Genomic DNA, 17,256 nt, shown 5'->3' with positions numbered 1-17,256 from the left:
CTCCTATTCATTCACCCATTTTTTTTGCCCTATCCATTGGATGAGGGTAATAATGAAAACGAATAACAGCAATACTAATGCAATCGCCGAAGCGTAGCCTGACTTCAAATTAAGGAATGCTGTTTCATATAAGTAGTAAACCGTAACTGAGGTCGAGTTAGATGGACCACCAGCTGTTAATACTGCAATAAGGTCAAACACCTTGAATGTACCGATAACCCCAACGATTAATAAGAAAAAACTAGTCGATGTAAGCATCGGGAATGTAATATTGCGGAACTTTTGCCATCCGTTTGCTCCATCAATATCAGCTGCTTCGTACAAATCTCGAGGAATATTTTGCAATCCAGCCATATAAATAATTAACTGAAAACCGATCTGTATCCAAATCATAATGAACATAACAGAAGGAAGTGCAAAGGTAATATCAGAAAGCCATTTAGGTGGATTATCTATTCCAATTGCCATTAAAAATTGATTGATTGGACCAAAGCTAGGATGGAACAATACTTGGAACACAACCGCTACTGCTACAGTACTTGATATATAAGGCATGAAATAAATTACTTTCATCAAATCTTTCAAGTAAACAAAATTATTAATAACAACTGCCAATAGTAATGCAAATGCCATCCCAATCGGAACTACAAATAATAATAATACATTATTTTTCATCGATACTAAAAAGATATCATCATCCAACAATGCTTTGAAGTTATCTAGCCCAATAAACTTTGCTTGCTCAAATCCTGCTACGAAATTCCAATTTGTAAATCCTAATATGATTGTTGCTAAAACAGGTATTAGAACTAATACTACAACACCAATCAACATCGGAGAAATAAATAGATAACTAGCTATCGTTTCTTTACGAGCTGACTTACTTATTTTATAACTAGCTGTTTTCATCGGTCTCACCCTCTTCTCGCTGTTCTATTACTCCATCAGTTAATGTAAATGTGAATGTGTAAACTCCACGCTCAACATGAGATAACTTCCATCTAAGCGGTACACTCTCGAGCGCTGGAAATAAGCTTATAACTTTCTCTGCTGTAGTCGGCTGTTTCTCAAAATGTTCCCCACTACCTTCAATATGAAGTTTTATTGATTGTTTTGTTAGTTGCAAACCAGTTGTAAGCCCTTTCACTTCTACATCATCCGTAACAATAATCGGCTCCGTAATATAGAGTTCCTCACATGCTACTTGTACATCGATATAGTACACTTTTTTAATTTGTTTATCCGACCACTCATAATCGATGGTGTAGAACAATTGACTCTCTACTTGCGTTTCCAATGGTACTGATTTTAATTTCCCTTCTACCCGAACTTTACCCAATGTGTTGGTCTTTTCATCCTGTAAAATCGCTGGCTGATGTTCATATAAACTACTCACTCGGTTTCCAGCTATAATAGCTTCTATTCTTGGCGTAAGCGGTCCTACATATCGTCCTGGATATTCTGGCATATTCGCGATTTCCGTACGTTTGTATACCGTTGCAGAACTTGCTTGTACAGCTCCATACTGCTCTTGCCACAAATAAGATAACATACCACCTGTAGCGGCATTTAAACTACCATACCCACTAATCGTTCCCATCCATGACTGACTGCGTATTTGTGCTGTATTTAATGAACGGTAATATTTAAAGCCGAAGTTAATATCTGCTGGAATTGTTGCTTTGTTAGCCGTTTTTACATCCCATTTCCCATAAACTAATGCAACCGCTAAACTATCCGCTCGATTTAGTGTACTATGAATACAAGTGTCCAGCTTCAGCTGTTCATGGGCAGGCCCATAACCAACCATGCCATTCGATGTTATACAACTAGTTAAAAAGGTAAGGTTACGACTCGCTGCTTCGATAAATGCTGGATTTTCATCAGCCAAAATCATATATGCCATCTGGCAACCATGTGCTGTTTTACTTCCATACATCGTCCACTTATAGCTCCGACTACCAAATGAGTTATCGATAGAACCATCTGGATACATCATTTCCATATGGGCTTGCAATGCTCGAACCGCTTGCTCTCGTACCGCCTCATCATTCGTTAACATCGCATATTCTGCCATGACACCGATGGACATATCAATATTGTAACCAATATCAATCTGATCACCTGCTAGATGGGGATACTTAGATTCGCCTACTAAAAAGCCGTCACGATTGACTTGAACTAAAGACTGCCTCATTAACTCTTCCGCATCAGTTGCATAGCAGCTATCGTCCAATATTTTTGCACACCATTGCAATGCAGCTGCCGCTGAAACCAAATAATTTATATTGTTTTTAGGAATGCCTCCCTGACAAAACGCCCAGACAAGCCATCCCGCTGCTTTCTGTATGAGAGGAAGCAAATTTTCTGCTTCTTGTTGTTCACCAGCACGACTTAAATAATCATATGCATGGCTCAATGATAACACTTGAAAAACGGTCGTACCTTTCCAATCCGACGGTTCATCGTTTAGCCAGGAACCATCGTATAGCTGTCTTCGTTGCATATATGCAACGAGTTTTCTTGCAGCTTCTTTATATTGCACTTGCCCTGTTTCTATCGCGGTATAGTACAACGGGAATATCGCATCACCACTGCGACCGTGTATATTCTTACATGATGGACAAGCAATTCCGCCTTCCCATTCTGGTAAAAAGCCCGTTACCTGATGGTTCAATATTGCATTGCACAATTGTTCCACAAGTTGTTTCGTCTTCATATATTCCATAAGTATCCTCCTCCTTTCCTTATTTCAAACGGAAGAGTATGCTACTTATTACCCTTCCGTTTGAAAGATACATACTATTTATAGGAATGATCTAACTGCACTCTTATTTATTAGTTGTAATTACTTTTTCAACTTTAGTTTTCATGTTTTTCATCGTTGTATCAATATCTTGTGTACCTAGCAAATAAAGTTGTGATTCATCAACAAACACTTTTTCTGCTTCAGCAAGGTAAACAGGAGGTACTATTGTTTTAGCAGGTGTTGCTTTTTGAAGCGCGTTAACCAATGAAACTTTGTCGATTGCTTCTGGCTTTTTCGTGCTGGCCACAATGTTATCCACTACAGTAGCTAACGGTGCTTCTTTCCAGCTTGGTAAAGCTGCTGCTTGAATTTCAATACCTTTCGTTGTATACCAACGAATAAACGTATAGGCTGCTTCTTTGTTAGCAGATTTTTTAGTAATACCAACTACATCACCTTGTGGCTTAATAAATAATTCTGTAGCATCAGCAGTGTTTCTTGGTAGTGGTGCCCATGCAATAGTAAAGTCTGGTGTAAAGTTACCCCACTCCGAAATCAACCAGCTACCTGCTAACATCATACTTACTTTTCCAGTAAAAAATTGTTGACGGTAATCTAGTTTTTGAGAAATAGCATCTGATAAAGGTACTGCTGTTTTATCGATGTTTTCCATTTGGTTACGTAGTACTAATGAATTACGATAAATAGGATTATCACCGTTATATACATGATCATCATTTACAATGAAGTTTTTATCAGACAATCCGCTTTCCTGTATAGCATAGTGAGCATATCCATCACGGAAGTAAGTACCATAACGTTTGCTTGCTCCTTCACCTTCCGTTAATTTCTTTGCATATTCAGCAAATTCATCCCAAGTCCAATCTGTAGGAACTGGTAAATTAGCGGCATCCAATTGCTCTTTATTAAGCAAGATCATTGGTACAACATTTTTTGCAGGTAAGCCATAATATTTGCCGTCAATTTTCGGATCTGTCGTATATTCCTCCGTTACATTGACACCATCTTTTGTTAAAAATTCATCGATTGGTTCCATCATGCCAATTTCAACACGTTTTGCATATTCTCCAATAGTGTGAAAAGCAACAACGTCCATCTCATCACCAGCAGCTGTCATCAAATCAAGTTTTTTCAAATATTCAACTGCGTTCACGTTATCTACTAATGGCATAGATTCTATTTTGATATTTTTATGTTCTGCTTCAAATTGCTTGATCATTTCGTCCCATTGTCCAGTTGATTCATCATACCAGTGTAAAAACTTAACTGTAACTACTTCCTCTTTACTTGCTCCCCCGTTTTCACCACCATTTTTCTCCGGCTCTGCTGGTGTTTTCGAACATGCTGCTACTAGCATCGTCGTTGCTATTAACAATGTCAGCATGCTTAGTAATTTCTTTCTTTTGTTCATTGTAGTGACCTCCCAGTTTCTCTTGTTTGTAGTTGTTACTAATTTCTTATGACTTAATTGTAGAATACCATGTGAGCAATCTCACGAGATAGAGCACTTCTTTTACTTAGTTGAGATTATTTTGACATTTACACTTTTTTTCTTTTTTCCATCAATTCTAAAATTTTCTCCCTTGGCTTTACGTCACAACGGGTCGACCATTTTTCATATTCTGCCTTTAACCAAGCGACTTTTTCCGAATGGTTTTCTGCCAAATTACAAGTTTCAGAACGATCTTTTGCCATATTATACAATTCCCAATCGCCAGGGTAATTACCTACCAGCTTCCAATCACCCGATCGAACTGCGCCATTTCCTTCATGCTCCCAAAATAGTAGTCGGTCCTGTGCATGATCATCACTACTAAATAATGAGCGCATACTCGTGCCTTCAGGTGGCAAAATAGGATGGTCATTATATTGATTTGGATACGGTGCACCCGTAATATCTAATATCGTAGCCATAATATCGGTTAGCTGACATGCCGTATGACGTAACTGTCCAGCCGCTATAATTTCCTCTGGCCAATGAACAATAAATGGTGTTGCTATACCACCTTCATGTACCCAACACTTGTATAATCGAAATGGAGTGTTAGACAAATTGGCCCATGAAGCACCGTAACTTTGAAACGTCGTTTCTGCACCAGGCATTACATCAGAACGATTGCCGAAAGCTACTGGAGATCCATCACTTGTTCTCCCCCAGTTTTTAGGTATATTATCAGATGGCAGCGGTTCTAACCCTTCAGCACATCCCCCGTTATCCGCTAGAAACACAATAAGTGTATTTTCTAGTTGCCCAGTCTCTTCTAGCGTTTGTACTATGCGACCAATCCCCTGATCCATTCGATCGATTTGAGCTGCATATACTTCCATTCTTCTTAATTCCCATTCTTTATGCTTCACTTCATCCCACGTCAACTCTTCTGCATGGTACGTAACATCGCGAGTAGACAATTCCCAATCTTCTTTTATAATTCCCATATCTTTCATTCTTTTTATTTTTTCATGGCGCAACTTTTCCCATCCAGCGTCGAATTTTCCTTTATATTTCGCAATATCTTCTTCTTTCGCATGCAACGGCCAATGAGGTGCTGTATAAGCTACATATTGAAAAAATGGCTGATCTCCATGCTTTGCAACATGATCTTTAATAAATTGTGAAGCATTATCACTAATAGCATCTGTAAAATAAAATTCTCCACCTAATGCTTCCGCTTCCACATTGTCATTATCTCGAGTTAGTGTCCATGGGTAAAAATAATTACAAGAACCTGCTAATATACCATAGTAACGATCAAATCCGCGTTGCAATGGCCATGAATCATTCACATCGGTAATATTATTTGCAACATGCCATTTACCAGTCATATATGTCCGGTAATCGAAGTCACGCAATACTTCCGCAATCGTTACACAATTTTTGTTCAAATTGCCACGATAGCCTTCTGGTCCATCATCATCGACCAACACACCTATTCCTGTTTGATGAGGATGTAGTCCAGTTAGCAACGATGCTCTGGAGGGACTACAGCGGGCCGTATTATAAAAATGTGTAAACCGTAATCCACCATTAGCTAATCTATCTAAGTTCGGTGTATCTATTTCTCCTCCATAACAGCCAATATCTGAATAGCCCATATCATCATTCAAAATAACTATTATATTAGGTTTTTTTGTAGATTCAGCAGTTTTATCACTCATCATGTCACGTCCTTTTAGTAATATATTTTCTACTATTTCACTTAACTAAATTTAGTCTACCACGAGAAAGTTTTTATCTTATAGACTACAAACTCTACTTTTTTGAGATTATTTTGACTTTAGACTTACCTAAGAAACAAAAAACTTAGATCGATAAACGCCTCTAAGTTTCATTATTAACCTTATTGCAATATGACATGCTATTTATTTGTATTAATCACTTTCTCTACTTTTTGTTTAATGTTAGTCATCGTCGTATCGATATCTTGTGTACCTAATAAATATAACTGCGCTTCATTTACGTATACTTTTTCTGCTTCAGTAATATATACAGGAGGGATAATCGTCTTGGCCGATATTGACTTTTCTATGGAATGAATGAGCGATGCTTTATCGATAGCTTCCGGTCTTTTAGTACTAGCAATAACTTTGTCAACCGCACTAGTAACATCCGATTCTTTCCAACTTGATAAATTAGAACCTAGTATGTCTATCCCTTTCGTTGTAAACCATCGAATAAATTTAAACGATGCTTCTTTATTTTTTGATTTTTTCGATATACTCATAACATCTCCTTGCGGCTTAATATAAACTTCTTTTTGCTCAGCTGAGTTTCGAGGATACGGTGCCCAAGCAATTGTAAAGTCAGGTACGAATTCACCCCACTCTGATATTAGCCAACTACCAGCAACCATCATACTTACCTTTCCATTAAAAAATTGCTGACGATAATCTAATTTCTGTGAAATAGCCTCAGACAATGGTACTCCCGATTTATCAATATTTTCTATTTTGTTTCGTAACTCCAATGAGTTCTTATATACTGGACTATCGGAGTAATAAGTATGATCATCATTCACAATATAATTTTTATCAGGCATTCCAGTTTCCATTACTGCATAATGGGCATATCCGTCACGTAAATAAGTACCATAGCGTTTATTTGCTCCTTCCCCTTCCGTTAATTTTTTAGCATATTCTGCAAATTCCTCCCATGTCCAATCCGTAGGAACTGGTAAATTAGCTGCATCTAAATGTTCTTTATTAAGTAGTATCATAGGAATTACGTTTTTAGCAGGTAATCCAAAATACTTATCATTTATTTTAATGTCGTTACTGTATTCTTCTGAAACGTTCACGTTATTTTCTGATAATAAATTATCTATCGGCTCCAACATTCCAATCTCTACACGTTTCGCAAATTCTCCATAAGTATGAAATGCAACAACGTCCATATCATCTCCAGCAGCTGTCATTAAATCAAGTTTTTTTAAATACTCGACAGCGCTTACATTATCAACAAGCGGCATTGACTCTACTTTAATACCAGGATGTTCTTTTTCAAATTCTTCAATTAGTTCCGCCCAGTTACCAGTTTTTTGATTATACCAATGCATAAACTTTATCGTTACTACTTCTGACTCTTTATTTTCTTTCCCTGTATTATTTCCATTCGGTGTTGTAGCTGTTTTTGAACATGCAGTAACTAACATTATCACTACTAATAATATAGCTAATAAACTATATTTTCTTTTCATACTGTACATCTTACACTACCCCCTAGTTACTATTTTTTAGTAATCGTAATGAACTTTATACGACCCATCTGTAGATTACCATGTTACATTTCCCCACTGATAGTGTACTATTTTTACTTTATTGAGATTTTTTTGACACATTTAAAACGCTTGCATTACCTATTTAATACTTTTTCATACTTTTAAATACTTTTTTTACCTATTTTTTTGTTAATTGTGAATATATTTGGACGAAAAAAGCCTGGGAATTATTAGCCCCAAGCTTTTCATATCAGTATAAATTACTTTTTTAAATTGCAGGTGTTTTCGTATCAGCTGGAACGGATGCATCCTGTGCTTCATGCAGATTTCTTTCAACCACATGATTAATCCTTTCTGCTTCCTCTTGCACATGCTGTATAGCAGCAGAGGTGTAACTATTAAGCTTCTGCATAGACATTAATAACATTTGTGGTGATAACTTCATTTTATGATGTCGACTTGATTTTTCTCGTCTACTTTTAGGCTTCGTTAATACACGCATTAACACATGTAAATATACTTTTGATATATAAGAAAATAAGTTTTGTGATAAGGGTTTAATCATAAATCCTAATCGATCGGCACCTTTATGAATCATTGTTACGCCATAAACCGCTTTCGCTCGGCTAGCAGTAGTATCAACTTTTACTTGGTCAGCTAATTGTGGTAAGGCACCTTCTACCTCACGCAATAATCGTAATGCAGCTGCAATTGGAGTTTTTGATCTTAAAGCAATTCCGGATAGTAATTTATTGTCAAAATGCAATTCTATCACATCGTCGCCTTTTTTCAGATTCGTTCCTTCTTGTAATTCTACTTGTTCGCCTTTATAAGTAATGACGCGATAATGCATCACCGGCTGCTGCGATGTACCGACTTGCTTGAGTCGAAATACTTTGTGAAACATTTTCTCATATGCTAACCATGATGCAATCATTGTCTTTTTTAATGGAGACAATTGATTTACACGTTTTTGATCGGTTAGTTTTATTAACTGTCCAATCTCTACAAATGTAAACTGTTGTTGTTGTCCTGCTTCCAAGTAAGCCTCTAGAGCAAGTAACATATTAGCGGGTGCATCCACATCCGCCCCCATCGTCCTTCCACAATCGTGAAGTAATAATACTTCGCCTGGACGTAACTTCTTCAACATTCTTTTTTCTAACCGCTTAGCACCAACACGAGTGCGCCAATCGCTAAACATAGCAGACCATAGTATAATTTGCATATGACCTAGGTTAGAGTAGTCAAATAGGTTTACAATTCCCCAGGGTGGACGATAATAATTAGATCTATGACCAGTTGCTGCTTCAATGATATCGTTCGTTTGATCAATATGCCGTTTCACCGTTTTGGGACGCATAAACCAATTCGATTTATGTTCAAAGTTATGAACACCAATCGTATGTCCTTCCCGGTGCATCCGTTGCAATAATTCTGGAAATGGTTTTGCATGCGCACCAACAACGAAAAAAGTAGCTTTAGCATTGTAACGTGCTAACAAATCTAATAGTTTTTCCGTATAAACTGGGTCTGGCCCATCATCAAAGGTCAATGCAATTTCTTTTTTTGTCTCTCCTTTTTTGAAAACGCGAAAACCGAATATACGACTAATTAAGCCCGGTAGAAAAGCATAAAAGGTCATGACATAGAAAAAACAAAGTATTAAAAATTCCATAGTTTCGTTCCCCACCAATTATAATAAATAGTTCGACCTATAGACCTTATTCTACTGACAGTAGATTCATTCATTACATGTTACAATTTCATCTTTATTTTATAGCGTTAGAGTCAATTGTAGCATAATTCACAAAGGAATAGATAGTAGAGTTCAATTCTATTATAATACTAATTGTAACGATTGTCTGTTTCTTACGTATTAGTCACTATATTATTTAAAAGGAGAGGGTAAAAGGGTGCTACCGTTCTACAAAAAGTACTGGCGAACTGCATTTGATATCGGATTGATTGTACTAACTGTCTACTTAATCATGTTTACTTTCAGTCATATTTATCGGATTGCCGCACCAATCATATTTGCATTAGTTATCTTTGTTTTTATCGAGCCGCTCGCCAAACGATTAAATAAGTGGGGAGTAAAAAAATCAATTGCGTCAGGTATTTCTATTGTATTGTTAACATTAGTTATTTTAGCATTATTTTCGGGAGCAGCCTTTCTTATTACGAAACAAGGAACAGATCTGATTAATAAATTTCCTATGTACCAAAAAATATTGACGCAACAAATATCTGTTATTGCAAACGAACTGCAACATCAGATTGGTAAATTACCTAGCGACATTAATTTGGTGGAAAGCTCCAAAGAATTTTTACAAAGTATCTCTGGTAAAATTGGTGAATGGATTCGATTAGGATTAGAATCATTGGTAGGTTATTTTTCAACTGTCACTAACTTTGTTTTCAATTTAGCAATCGGTGTTGTTCTTGCTTATTTTCTTAGTATTGAAATTAAATCTTGGAAAAAAATCACTTCTGAAAAAACACCGCGTACGTTTAAAATTGCTTTTCAATTTTTACGTGAAAATGTATTTAAAGGTATTGCTACTTACATCAAAGCACAAGCAAAACTTATTTCAGTTACATTTATCGTTATTTTCATTGCCTTATTAATATTAAATGTGAAAGGTGCTTTCACCTTTTCGTTAGTAGCAGCCTTTTTCGATATTTTACCACTTCTAGGAGTTAGTACTCTGTTCATCCCTTGGATTACCTATTTATTTATCGTTGGACAGACAAGTCTTGCTCTTTGGTTAACGGCGCTGTGGTTAGTTGTTGTGTTAACTAGACAAATATTAGAACCTAAAATTACAGGTAATTCCTTAGGTGTTTCAGCGTTTACTATGTTTTCTTTTATGATCATTTCCTTATCTTTATTCGGTTTTGCTGGTGTGATCATATCTCCAATATTAGTTATTTTATTAAAATCACTATATGACCAAGGATATCTACATACTTGGATTCGAGCTCCTCTTGATGAGTTTGATGATATTCCAGTCAGCCCAACTATTGATCCAACAAGTAAAGATTCAAAAGAAAATTAACAAACGACATTATGCTCGTTATTCCATTTCGGCAGCAAGCTCAAAAACTTGGCGAAATATTTGCATCGCTTGGTTATTGCTTGCTGCCGATCTGTTTTTGGAAACAACGGCAACAGCGTAGCGTGGCTGTTCTATTGGACCATACCCAATAAACCATTGATGCACTTTCGTTTTTTGTCCGTTCTTTTCGAGCTCCGCTGTACCAGACTTGCCAGCTAGCTTCCACTTTCCGCCAGCTATTGATTTTCCCGTTCCGATCTGCATAACAGACTGCATAGATTCCAATAGCGCATACGCTGTGCTAGGCTTAATCCGTGCTCGGTGAGTACTTTGTTCTTGTATCCTTTCCATCAACTGTCCATCAGCGTAACGGATTTCTCGCACACTACGCGGCTGCAACACTTGTCCTTGATGTAGTAATGTAACGACTAAATTAGCTGCCTGTAAAGGTGTAATCGCCACATCTCGCTGCCCAATGCTAGACTGTACTAACATTCCCCCGTCAACTTGCTCGTCATCTGTCAAATAGATACGTCCATACTCTTCTTCTTGTAACAATCGTAAAGCTTGCGGTAATTTCCCAGTTTTCTTTTTCGTACTACTTTGTTGCTTGATCCATCCCACTTTACCAGTCATTCCAAGTGCTTCTGCTGTTAACTGTAATCGCGCACTTCCCACTCGTTCAGCAAGATTAGCAAAGACAATATTGCAGGAATGCGCCATTCCTTCACGCCAAGTTAACGCACCATGTCCATCTTTTTTCCAACAAGTCAATTTATATTTACCATAAGAACCATTACAAATAAAACGTTCTTCGTCATGAACAACTCCAGCTTCAAGTGCAGCAGCAGCTGTTACCAATTTGTAAATTGATCCTGGGGCAATAGCTGTTAACGCATGATTAATCCATTCTGAACCATCACTCGTTTGAAAAACAGGAGGTAAATCTGGCTTGGATACCATCGCAATTATATCTGCATTTTTTATATCCAAAACAACAATTGCTCCTTCTCCCAACGATACTTGATCTGCATAGCGCTCCAACTTATTTTGCAAAGTAAGATCCAGCGTCGTCATCACCTGTAACGGATAGTAACGATTTTGTGGTTGACGAATACGTACATCTAATCCAGCTAGCGGCATTTTTTTACCATCCATAAAGTAAGATGCTGTCGTTGCTCCAATGCTATGAATAAGTGGTTCCAGCGTTTGCTCCAAGCCACTACCACCAATGGAATCTGTTAGTTTTCGTTTTCCCTTTATTAATGCCGAAGCATCATTAGTTATGATCCACTCGGGATGTTCGCTAACAAAACCGATCATATGCTTATGTTTGAACGCTGTAATATAACGATTTTCATACGGTAAAATACGTACACCATCTAGCTGTAGCGCAGTAATTTCCGCTATTTGCTCATTAGTCAGTGCCGCTGGTACTTTTCGATACGAGTCAGTTTCTCTCATCCAAAAGGAAGGCGATTGCAAACTCAATATATATTTCGTAAGCTCCTTTTGATTTGTCTGTAAAATATTCGCAAGCTGCGCTAATTGTAGCTGTACTTGTTCAATACTTTGTTCCTTACTACTATCTAGCCATCGACTAATGATTGCCGGAAAAAAAGCAACTGTATAATACTGTTCCCCTGTAATAGATTGACCAAATCGATCATAAAAATTGCCACGTCCACTATCTAGCACAATCGCTTGTTGTCGTTGAATAGTAGCAACTTTCTTCCATTGAGCTAATTGCTGTGGCACTTGTTTCGAGTGACCAATCGTAGTCCAACTGCTAGGAACAAGCTGGTAATAGGCTAATCTAATCATATATATACAAAGAATAATAGTTATTATAACTGTTAATTGCTTCAATCGCTTAATCATCGTTTATATTCCTTTCTCGCTCATTTCTTCTTAGGCTCATCTATCATCTCTATATAGTATTGCCTAATCGAGATGCGCATAGTACAACGATGTTACTTATTCTAGCTTCCTTTCTATTGTAAAAAAAAACAAAAAGATACTAGCGAACCCAAATGAGGTTCACCAGTATCTTTTTCCAAATGATATGGACCGTTTATCTACAATTATTCAATTTTAAATTGCTGTAATACATCCTTCAATCCATGTGAAACGGCATCGAGCTTCGTAGACAGTTGAACTAAATTTTCACTAATGCCTAGCTGCTCATGGCTTAACGAAGCAACTTCTTCCGCAGTTGCGGAAGACTGCTGCGCTACTGCACTTACGTTAGTCATAGCGTCGCTTAATACACGCTGTGCTTTATCTAATTCCCCGATAGAACCAGTCGCTGTTTCCAATCGCTCCACAAATTGCCCCATCTGCCCTTGCACAGACAAGAAAATCTGATTCGCTTCTTTAACTGATGAAATTTGCTCTTGAAATAACGGATAAGCATCGGACAATACGTTAACTGTTTCATCTATTTCTTGTTGAATCGTTTCTGTTATTTGAGCAACTACACCAATTGATTGTCGGGATTGATCTGCTAATTGACGTATTTCATCTGCAACAACCATAAATCCACGTCCAGCCGCACCCGCTCTTGTCGCTTCAATAGCTGCGTTTAAAGATAATATATTCGTTTGTTGCATAATGCTGGTCAACACATCTAGAATTTTTACGATGGAACCAGTGCTTTCTTGTAACGCCTTCACTTTTTCGACCATCGATCTAGTCATCTCTTCTGTCTTACCTGTTTTCTCCATTACCATGCCCATATAACTCGTACCTTGCTCACTTGCTTGCTCTACTTGAACAGCGGACTGTACCATCACTCTATTCGCATCCAATACAGATTGCATCTGTTCGTTCATCGTACTAGTCATATCACTGCCTTGCTCGGCTTCTGTAGCTAAACTAGTCGCACCATTAGCGATCTGTTCTGTAGCAGCAGCAATTTCTTGTGCGGCTATTGCCGTTTTTCGAGAAGAATCGGATAATTCAGAAGCAGTATGTAACACATCTGCTGCCGATCTAGTCGTTTGAATCGCGAGAGAACTGATTTGTGTCATCATCACGTTAAAGCTATTTCCTAATTGACCGATTTCATCTTGACGCTTCGTATCAGTTGCTCTGACTGTCAAGTCACCTTTCGATCCTTTGAGCATCAACTCACATAATTGAACAAGTGGTCTTGCTATCGTACGAATGACAACATATCCGATCAAAACAGCTAATATCGCAGCAAATATCGCTGTTATCCAAGTAGCAGTTGCAATTACTTTCGCATCTTCCACCAGCACACTTACAGGAATCGTTGCGAATAGCTTCCAATGAGGTATAGTATCAAACGATTTGAATATAGTAAGTACACTTTGCCCGTCTCGATTTTTCAGTGTTTCACTTCTGACTAATTCTTCTTCAGCAAACAAATCAGATTCTACACTTGCTTCTTGACCAAGCACCGTTTTATCTTCATGAGCAACATATTGCCCGGTAGAATTAACGACAGATATGATACTGTTTTCTCCTAAATTAACATCGCTATATCGTTCCGTTATACGTTCAATAGGAATTTCCAGTATAAGCATATGGGGATTAGCCCCTGTCCCAGACACTCCTTTAATTACTCGAGCCAAAGCTATCGATTGACCATTATCTGCATTTAATATACCTGTTGATTGTGGTTCAACCCAATAAGATCTACCTTGTCGTTCAACCGCTTCCTTAAACCAAGGCAACTCTAATATTTTTGAAGCATTAGCCAAACTACTTGACCCAGAAGTTGCAATAGGTCCACCTTTTAGTGGTATTAGCGCAGCCGAAGATATCGTTCCGTTACTCAATGTATAATCATTCAACTTATCGCCTAACAAACGGGTTGCTTGAAATTTAGTATAGTCGTCTGTTTCACGAAATAATGTATCCATTGCAGAAGAAAGCTCTTTGTCCATTAATATTTGTAATGATAAATCTTCAAAATTTTTGAACGCGATATCCATATTATCACTAAGCTGCTTTATTGTTTGTAAACTGGCATCAGATACATTACGCTCAATTAAGTTCTTCGCTTGCGAATAGGCTGTTATACCTATAACAAGTACACATAATAAAATACTAACGAAAATAATTCCAAATAATTTTATTCCGACTGAATTTTTGAACTGCAACAGAATATTTCTCGATTGTTGTGCTACTTTTTGTACTTTTACCTTAGATGATTGCTCTCGTTTACTTTTTTTGTTATTATCAACCATCAAATGCCACCGCCCTCTGCCATTTTTTCCGTGTATGATCCCGTATTCACTGTAGAATTCTGTTCCTATATAGTATATCGGAAAAAAGTCCCTTTTTGTAATACTAATTCAAAAAAACTAATACTTTAGTCATAGTAAATTAATTTAATAAATAAATCCAGTAAATAAAATCGTTATTTTATACAATTAATCCAAAAAAAACTAGTATGCATTTTATACATACTAGATTTTAATAGTTCTATTGATTCGATTCATTACTTTTAGCTATGTTTTTCTTATGCTCTTCAAACGTTTTAGCAAAATAATGGGTTTGTGTGCCATCTTTCTTCGTCACGTAAAACAAGTAGTCTGTTTTTTCTGGATATAAAACTGCTTCAATAGAAGCCAAACTTGGAGATGCAATCGGTCCAGGTGGTAGCCCATCATTGCGATAAGTATTATAGGGGCTTTCTATCTCTAAATCAGATAGCAACAACCGTTCTTTTTGTTCATCGAGAACGTATTGAATCGTTGCATCAATTTCAAGACGCATCGGCTTCGCCAATCGATTCAAAATAACCCCCGCTACTATCGGTCTTTCTTCATCAGCAACAACTTCACGCTCTACCAAGGATGCTACTATTAACATTTCATGAAAGTTTAATCCCAAATCGTCTAATGCATCTTGCCAACCATCAGGTAGTGTACTCAGTTTACGATCCATTTCTAACAACAATCGAGCAATAATATCTTCTTCATTACTACCGATCTTCATTTCATATGTATCTGGAAATAAGTAACCTTCCAAACGATTTTTCAAATTAGCATTTTCAGGCAAGTTCTGTACCGCTTCCACATCTCCCCAACTACGATTTGTATTCGTCAGTTGTAAAAATGTCTCTTTATTAATCAACTGCTCATCAGCTAGCTTGTTAGCAATTTGTGCAACGGTGAAACCTTCTGGTATTGTAAACCGAATTGTTTTGGGCTTTAATGTATCTCCTGCATTTAGTTTCGCAATAATGTCAGACTTGTCCATACCAGGCGTTAGTGAATAATGCCCGGCTTGAAAACGTGATCCTTCTTTTTTAAACTGTAAATAATAGCTGAATATCGTTGCATTTTTTATGAGACCTTTACTTTCCAGCTCGTCTGATACTTTGTTGGCCGACATTCCCTTTGTAACTTCGAATTCAACCGGCTCACCTTTTTTCGTTGGCTGTAAACTATTCCATAGATAAAAGGCACCTCCGGCGGCAGTTAATACCATGAGAGCAAGCAATGTAAGCGACACGGATAAATTAATTAACCAAATACGAGGTCCTGGTTTCCGCTTACGAATGCGCTTGTTCTTTTGTTCCTTTTCCAAACATGCACACCTTCTTTTACTGAAAATTGAAATGAATCAAAGCAAAAGAAAACAGCTTAAGCCAAGCAAAACGGCAAAGCTGTTTCCGCATAAGTTAGCTAATCAGGAAATTTCATTTGAGTAAAAATTATATCATCATAAGTTTCCGATACAAATTCCCACTCGTCATCGTCATCAATTGTTACAATTTCTAACTCCCCTTGATGCTCGATCACCTTAAAAAAATCTACTTCATGTTGCTTTTTCATTTCTTTTGTTTGTAATGCAACATAACTCTGTCCCTTTTGTTTGAATTCTTGCACAACAGTATATTGCAACAATTCTCCTTGCTCACCAGTCAATTCAATGGACGAACCATACTCATCAATAATACGGTGTAGTAATTCAACTGGCTCATTGTGATCTGACATAATTAGTTTTCTTCCTCCAGATCACCTAGAAGCGTATTAAATGTTTCTTCTACCATATTCCACTCTTCGTCGTCTTCTATCATATAAAGTTTCAGATCATCGCCATCTTCTTCGTAGCGAAAAGCATACACTTCATCTTCATCTTCGTTTTCACTAATCAGTGGTACGACCATCATATACATTTCACCAGTTTCGTCCACTTCAAACTTCATAACAACTTCAAATTCTTCTTCGTTACCCTCTTCATCCGGAATATATATAATTTCCGGCTCTTCATACTGCATTTCTTCCTTTGACATATTCACCATCACCTTTTCATATTAAAATCGAGATAATTTTGCAAAATAATCGTTGCAGCCATCTTATCAATAACTGCTTTGCGTTTTTTTCGACTGACATCGGCATCTATCAGCAGTTTTTCTGCTGCTACAGTCGTCAGACGTTCATCCCAAAGGTGAACGGGAATACCGAACTTATCCTCAAGTTGCTTGGCGAACGCTATGGATATTTCTCCACGTGGTCCAATTGTGCCATTCATATTTTTTGGTAAGCCGACAATAATTTCGGATACTTCATGCTCATGGATGAGCTGAGCAATTCGCTCTAGCTCACCTTCATCTCGGCGTTTTGTTACTACTTCAAGCCCTTGCGCCGTCCACTTAAAAGCATCACTTACAGCAATACCTATATTGCGATCCCCGTAATCTATTCCAAGCACTCTCATATCAACTAGC

General features: G+C 37.4%; 13 protein-coding genes. 1 reads left to right on the top strand and 12 read right to left on the bottom strand.

Annotated elements, in window-relative coordinates; translation table 11 throughout:
* Positions 1–3 precede the first annotated feature (3 nt).
* The 6 genes from ACFSTH_RS07935 to ACFSTH_RS07910 form a co-directional block, all read right to left on the bottom strand.
* Complete coding sequence (locus ACFSTH_RS07935; RefSeq protein WP_377772551.1) at positions 4–909, bottom strand: carbohydrate ABC transporter permease; 906 nt, start codon at positions 907–909, stop codon at positions 4–6.
* Positions 896–2,728: a hypothetical protein gene (locus tag ACFSTH_RS07930; RefSeq protein ID WP_377772553.1), complete on the bottom strand. Its 1,833-nt coding sequence runs from the start codon at positions 2,726–2,728 to the stop codon at positions 896–898. Before ACFSTH_RS07930 ends, ACFSTH_RS07935 begins: the two co-directional genes overlap by 14 nt.
* A gap of 103 nt (positions 2,729–2,831) precedes the next feature.
* Positions 2,832–4,181, bottom strand: a complete 1,350-nt coding sequence (locus ACFSTH_RS07925) for an ABC transporter substrate-binding protein (RefSeq protein WP_377772555.1) — start codon at positions 4,179–4,181, stop codon at positions 2,832–2,834.
* Positions 4,182–4,309: 128 nt separating this feature from the next.
* On the bottom strand, positions 4,310–5,929 hold the full coding sequence (locus ACFSTH_RS07920; RefSeq protein ID WP_377772557.1) for an arylsulfatase: 1,620 nt from the start codon (positions 5,927–5,929) through the stop codon (positions 4,310–4,312).
* A 197-nt stretch (positions 5,930–6,126) separates the two neighbouring features.
* Entirely contained in the window at positions 6,127–7,473 is a 1,347-nt protein-coding gene (locus ACFSTH_RS07915) for an ABC transporter substrate-binding protein (protein WP_377772560.1), read from the bottom strand.
* Positions 7,474–7,753: 280 nt separating this feature from the next.
* The gene (locus ACFSTH_RS07910) at positions 7,754–9,163 is read right to left on the bottom strand and encodes a polysaccharide deacetylase family protein (protein ID WP_377772562.1); all 1,410 of its coding nucleotides are present in this window, start codon (positions 9,161–9,163) and stop codon (positions 7,754–7,756) included.
* Between the two features lie 238 nt (positions 9,164–9,401).
* On the opposite strand from ACFSTH_RS07910, the gene ACFSTH_RS07905 reads away from it, so the two are divergent.
* Positions 9,402–10,547 carry an AI-2E family transporter gene (locus tag ACFSTH_RS07905; protein WP_377772564.1) on the top strand — a complete coding sequence of 382 codons (1,146 nt, stop codon included), beginning with the start codon at positions 9,402–9,404 and terminating at the stop codon, positions 10,545–10,547.
* Positions 10,548–10,565: 18 nt separating this feature from the next.
* On the opposite strand, the gene ACFSTH_RS07900 is transcribed toward ACFSTH_RS07905, so the two are convergent.
* The 6 genes from ACFSTH_RS07900 to ruvX form a co-directional block, all read right to left on the bottom strand.
* Positions 10,566–12,428 (bottom strand): peptidoglycan D,D-transpeptidase FtsI family protein, encoded by a 1,863-nt coding sequence (locus ACFSTH_RS07900; protein WP_377772566.1) that lies wholly within the window; start codon positions 12,426–12,428, stop codon positions 10,566–10,568.
* Between the two features lie 203 nt (positions 12,429–12,631).
* Entirely contained in the window at positions 12,632–14,764 is a 2,133-nt protein-coding gene (locus tag ACFSTH_RS07895) for a methyl-accepting chemotaxis protein (RefSeq protein WP_377772568.1), read from the bottom strand.
* 238 nt (positions 14,765–15,002) lie between these two features.
* Positions 15,003–16,112 carry an endolytic transglycosylase MltG gene (gene mltG / locus ACFSTH_RS07890; RefSeq protein WP_377772570.1) on the bottom strand — a complete coding sequence of 370 codons (1,110 nt, stop codon included), beginning with the start codon at positions 16,110–16,112 and terminating at the stop codon, positions 15,003–15,005.
* Between the two features lie 98 nt (positions 16,113–16,210).
* Complete coding sequence (locus ACFSTH_RS07885) at positions 16,211–16,522, bottom strand: DUF1292 domain-containing protein (RefSeq protein ID WP_377772572.1); 312 nt, start codon at positions 16,520–16,522, stop codon at positions 16,211–16,213.
* 2 nt (positions 16,523–16,524) lie between these two features.
* Entirely contained in the window at positions 16,525–16,821 is a 297-nt protein-coding gene (locus ACFSTH_RS07880) for a DUF1292 domain-containing protein (RefSeq protein WP_377772574.1), read from the bottom strand.
* Between the two features lie 8 nt (positions 16,822–16,829).
* Positions 16,830–17,246 carry a Holliday junction resolvase RuvX gene (ruvX, locus tag ACFSTH_RS07875; RefSeq protein WP_377772576.1) on the bottom strand — a complete coding sequence of 139 codons (417 nt, stop codon included), beginning with the start codon at positions 17,244–17,246 and terminating at the stop codon, positions 16,830–16,832.
* Positions 17,247–17,256 lie beyond the last annotated feature (10 nt).

Source organism: Paenibacillus yanchengensis (assembly GCF_042684845.1).
Lineage (GTDB): Bacteria > Bacillota > Bacilli > Paenibacillales > Paenibacillaceae > Pristimantibacillus > Pristimantibacillus yanchengensis.
Note: the sequence above shows the minus strand (reverse complement) of the source record. Positions and strands in the feature narration are given on the sequence as shown.

Bases quoted from the DNA above. Each gene is read 5' to 3' on its own strand.
- ACFSTH_RS07880 (WP_377772574.1), bottom strand. From the start codon at position 16,821: ATGTCAAAGGAAGAAATGCAGTATGAAGAGCCGGAAATTATATATATT.
- ACFSTH_RS07900 (WP_377772566.1), bottom strand. From the start codon at position 12,428: ATGATTAAGCGATTGAAGCAATTAACAGTTATAATAACTATTATTCTT.
- ACFSTH_RS07910 (WP_377772562.1), bottom strand. From the start codon at position 9,163: ATGGAATTTTTAATACTTTGTTTTTTCTATGTCATGACCTTTTATGCT.
- ruvX (WP_377772576.1), bottom strand. From the start codon at position 17,246: ATGAGAGTGCTTGGAATAGATTACGGGGATCGCAATATAGGTATTGCT.
- ACFSTH_RS07885 (WP_377772572.1), bottom strand. From the start codon at position 16,522: ATGTCAGATCACAATGAGCCAGTTGAATTACTACACCGTATTATTGAT.
- ACFSTH_RS07895 (WP_377772568.1), bottom strand. From the start codon at position 14,764: ATGGTTGATAATAACAAAAAAAGTAAACGAGAGCAATCATCTAAGGTA.
- ACFSTH_RS07915 (WP_377772560.1), bottom strand. From the start codon at position 7,473: ATGTACAGTATGAAAAGAAAATATAGTTTATTAGCTATATTATTAGTA.
- ACFSTH_RS07930 (WP_377772553.1), bottom strand. From the start codon at position 2,728: ATGGAATATATGAAGACGAAACAACTTGTGGAACAATTGTGCAATGCA.
- ACFSTH_RS07935 (WP_377772551.1), bottom strand. From the start codon at position 909: ATGAAAACAGCTAGTTATAAAATAAGTAAGTCAGCTCGTAAAGAAACG.
- ACFSTH_RS07920 (WP_377772557.1), bottom strand. From the start codon at position 5,929: ATGATGAGTGATAAAACTGCTGAATCTACAAAAAAACCTAATATAATA.
- ACFSTH_RS07925 (WP_377772555.1), bottom strand. From the start codon at position 4,181: ATGAACAAAAGAAAGAAATTACTAAGCATGCTGACATTGTTAATAGCA.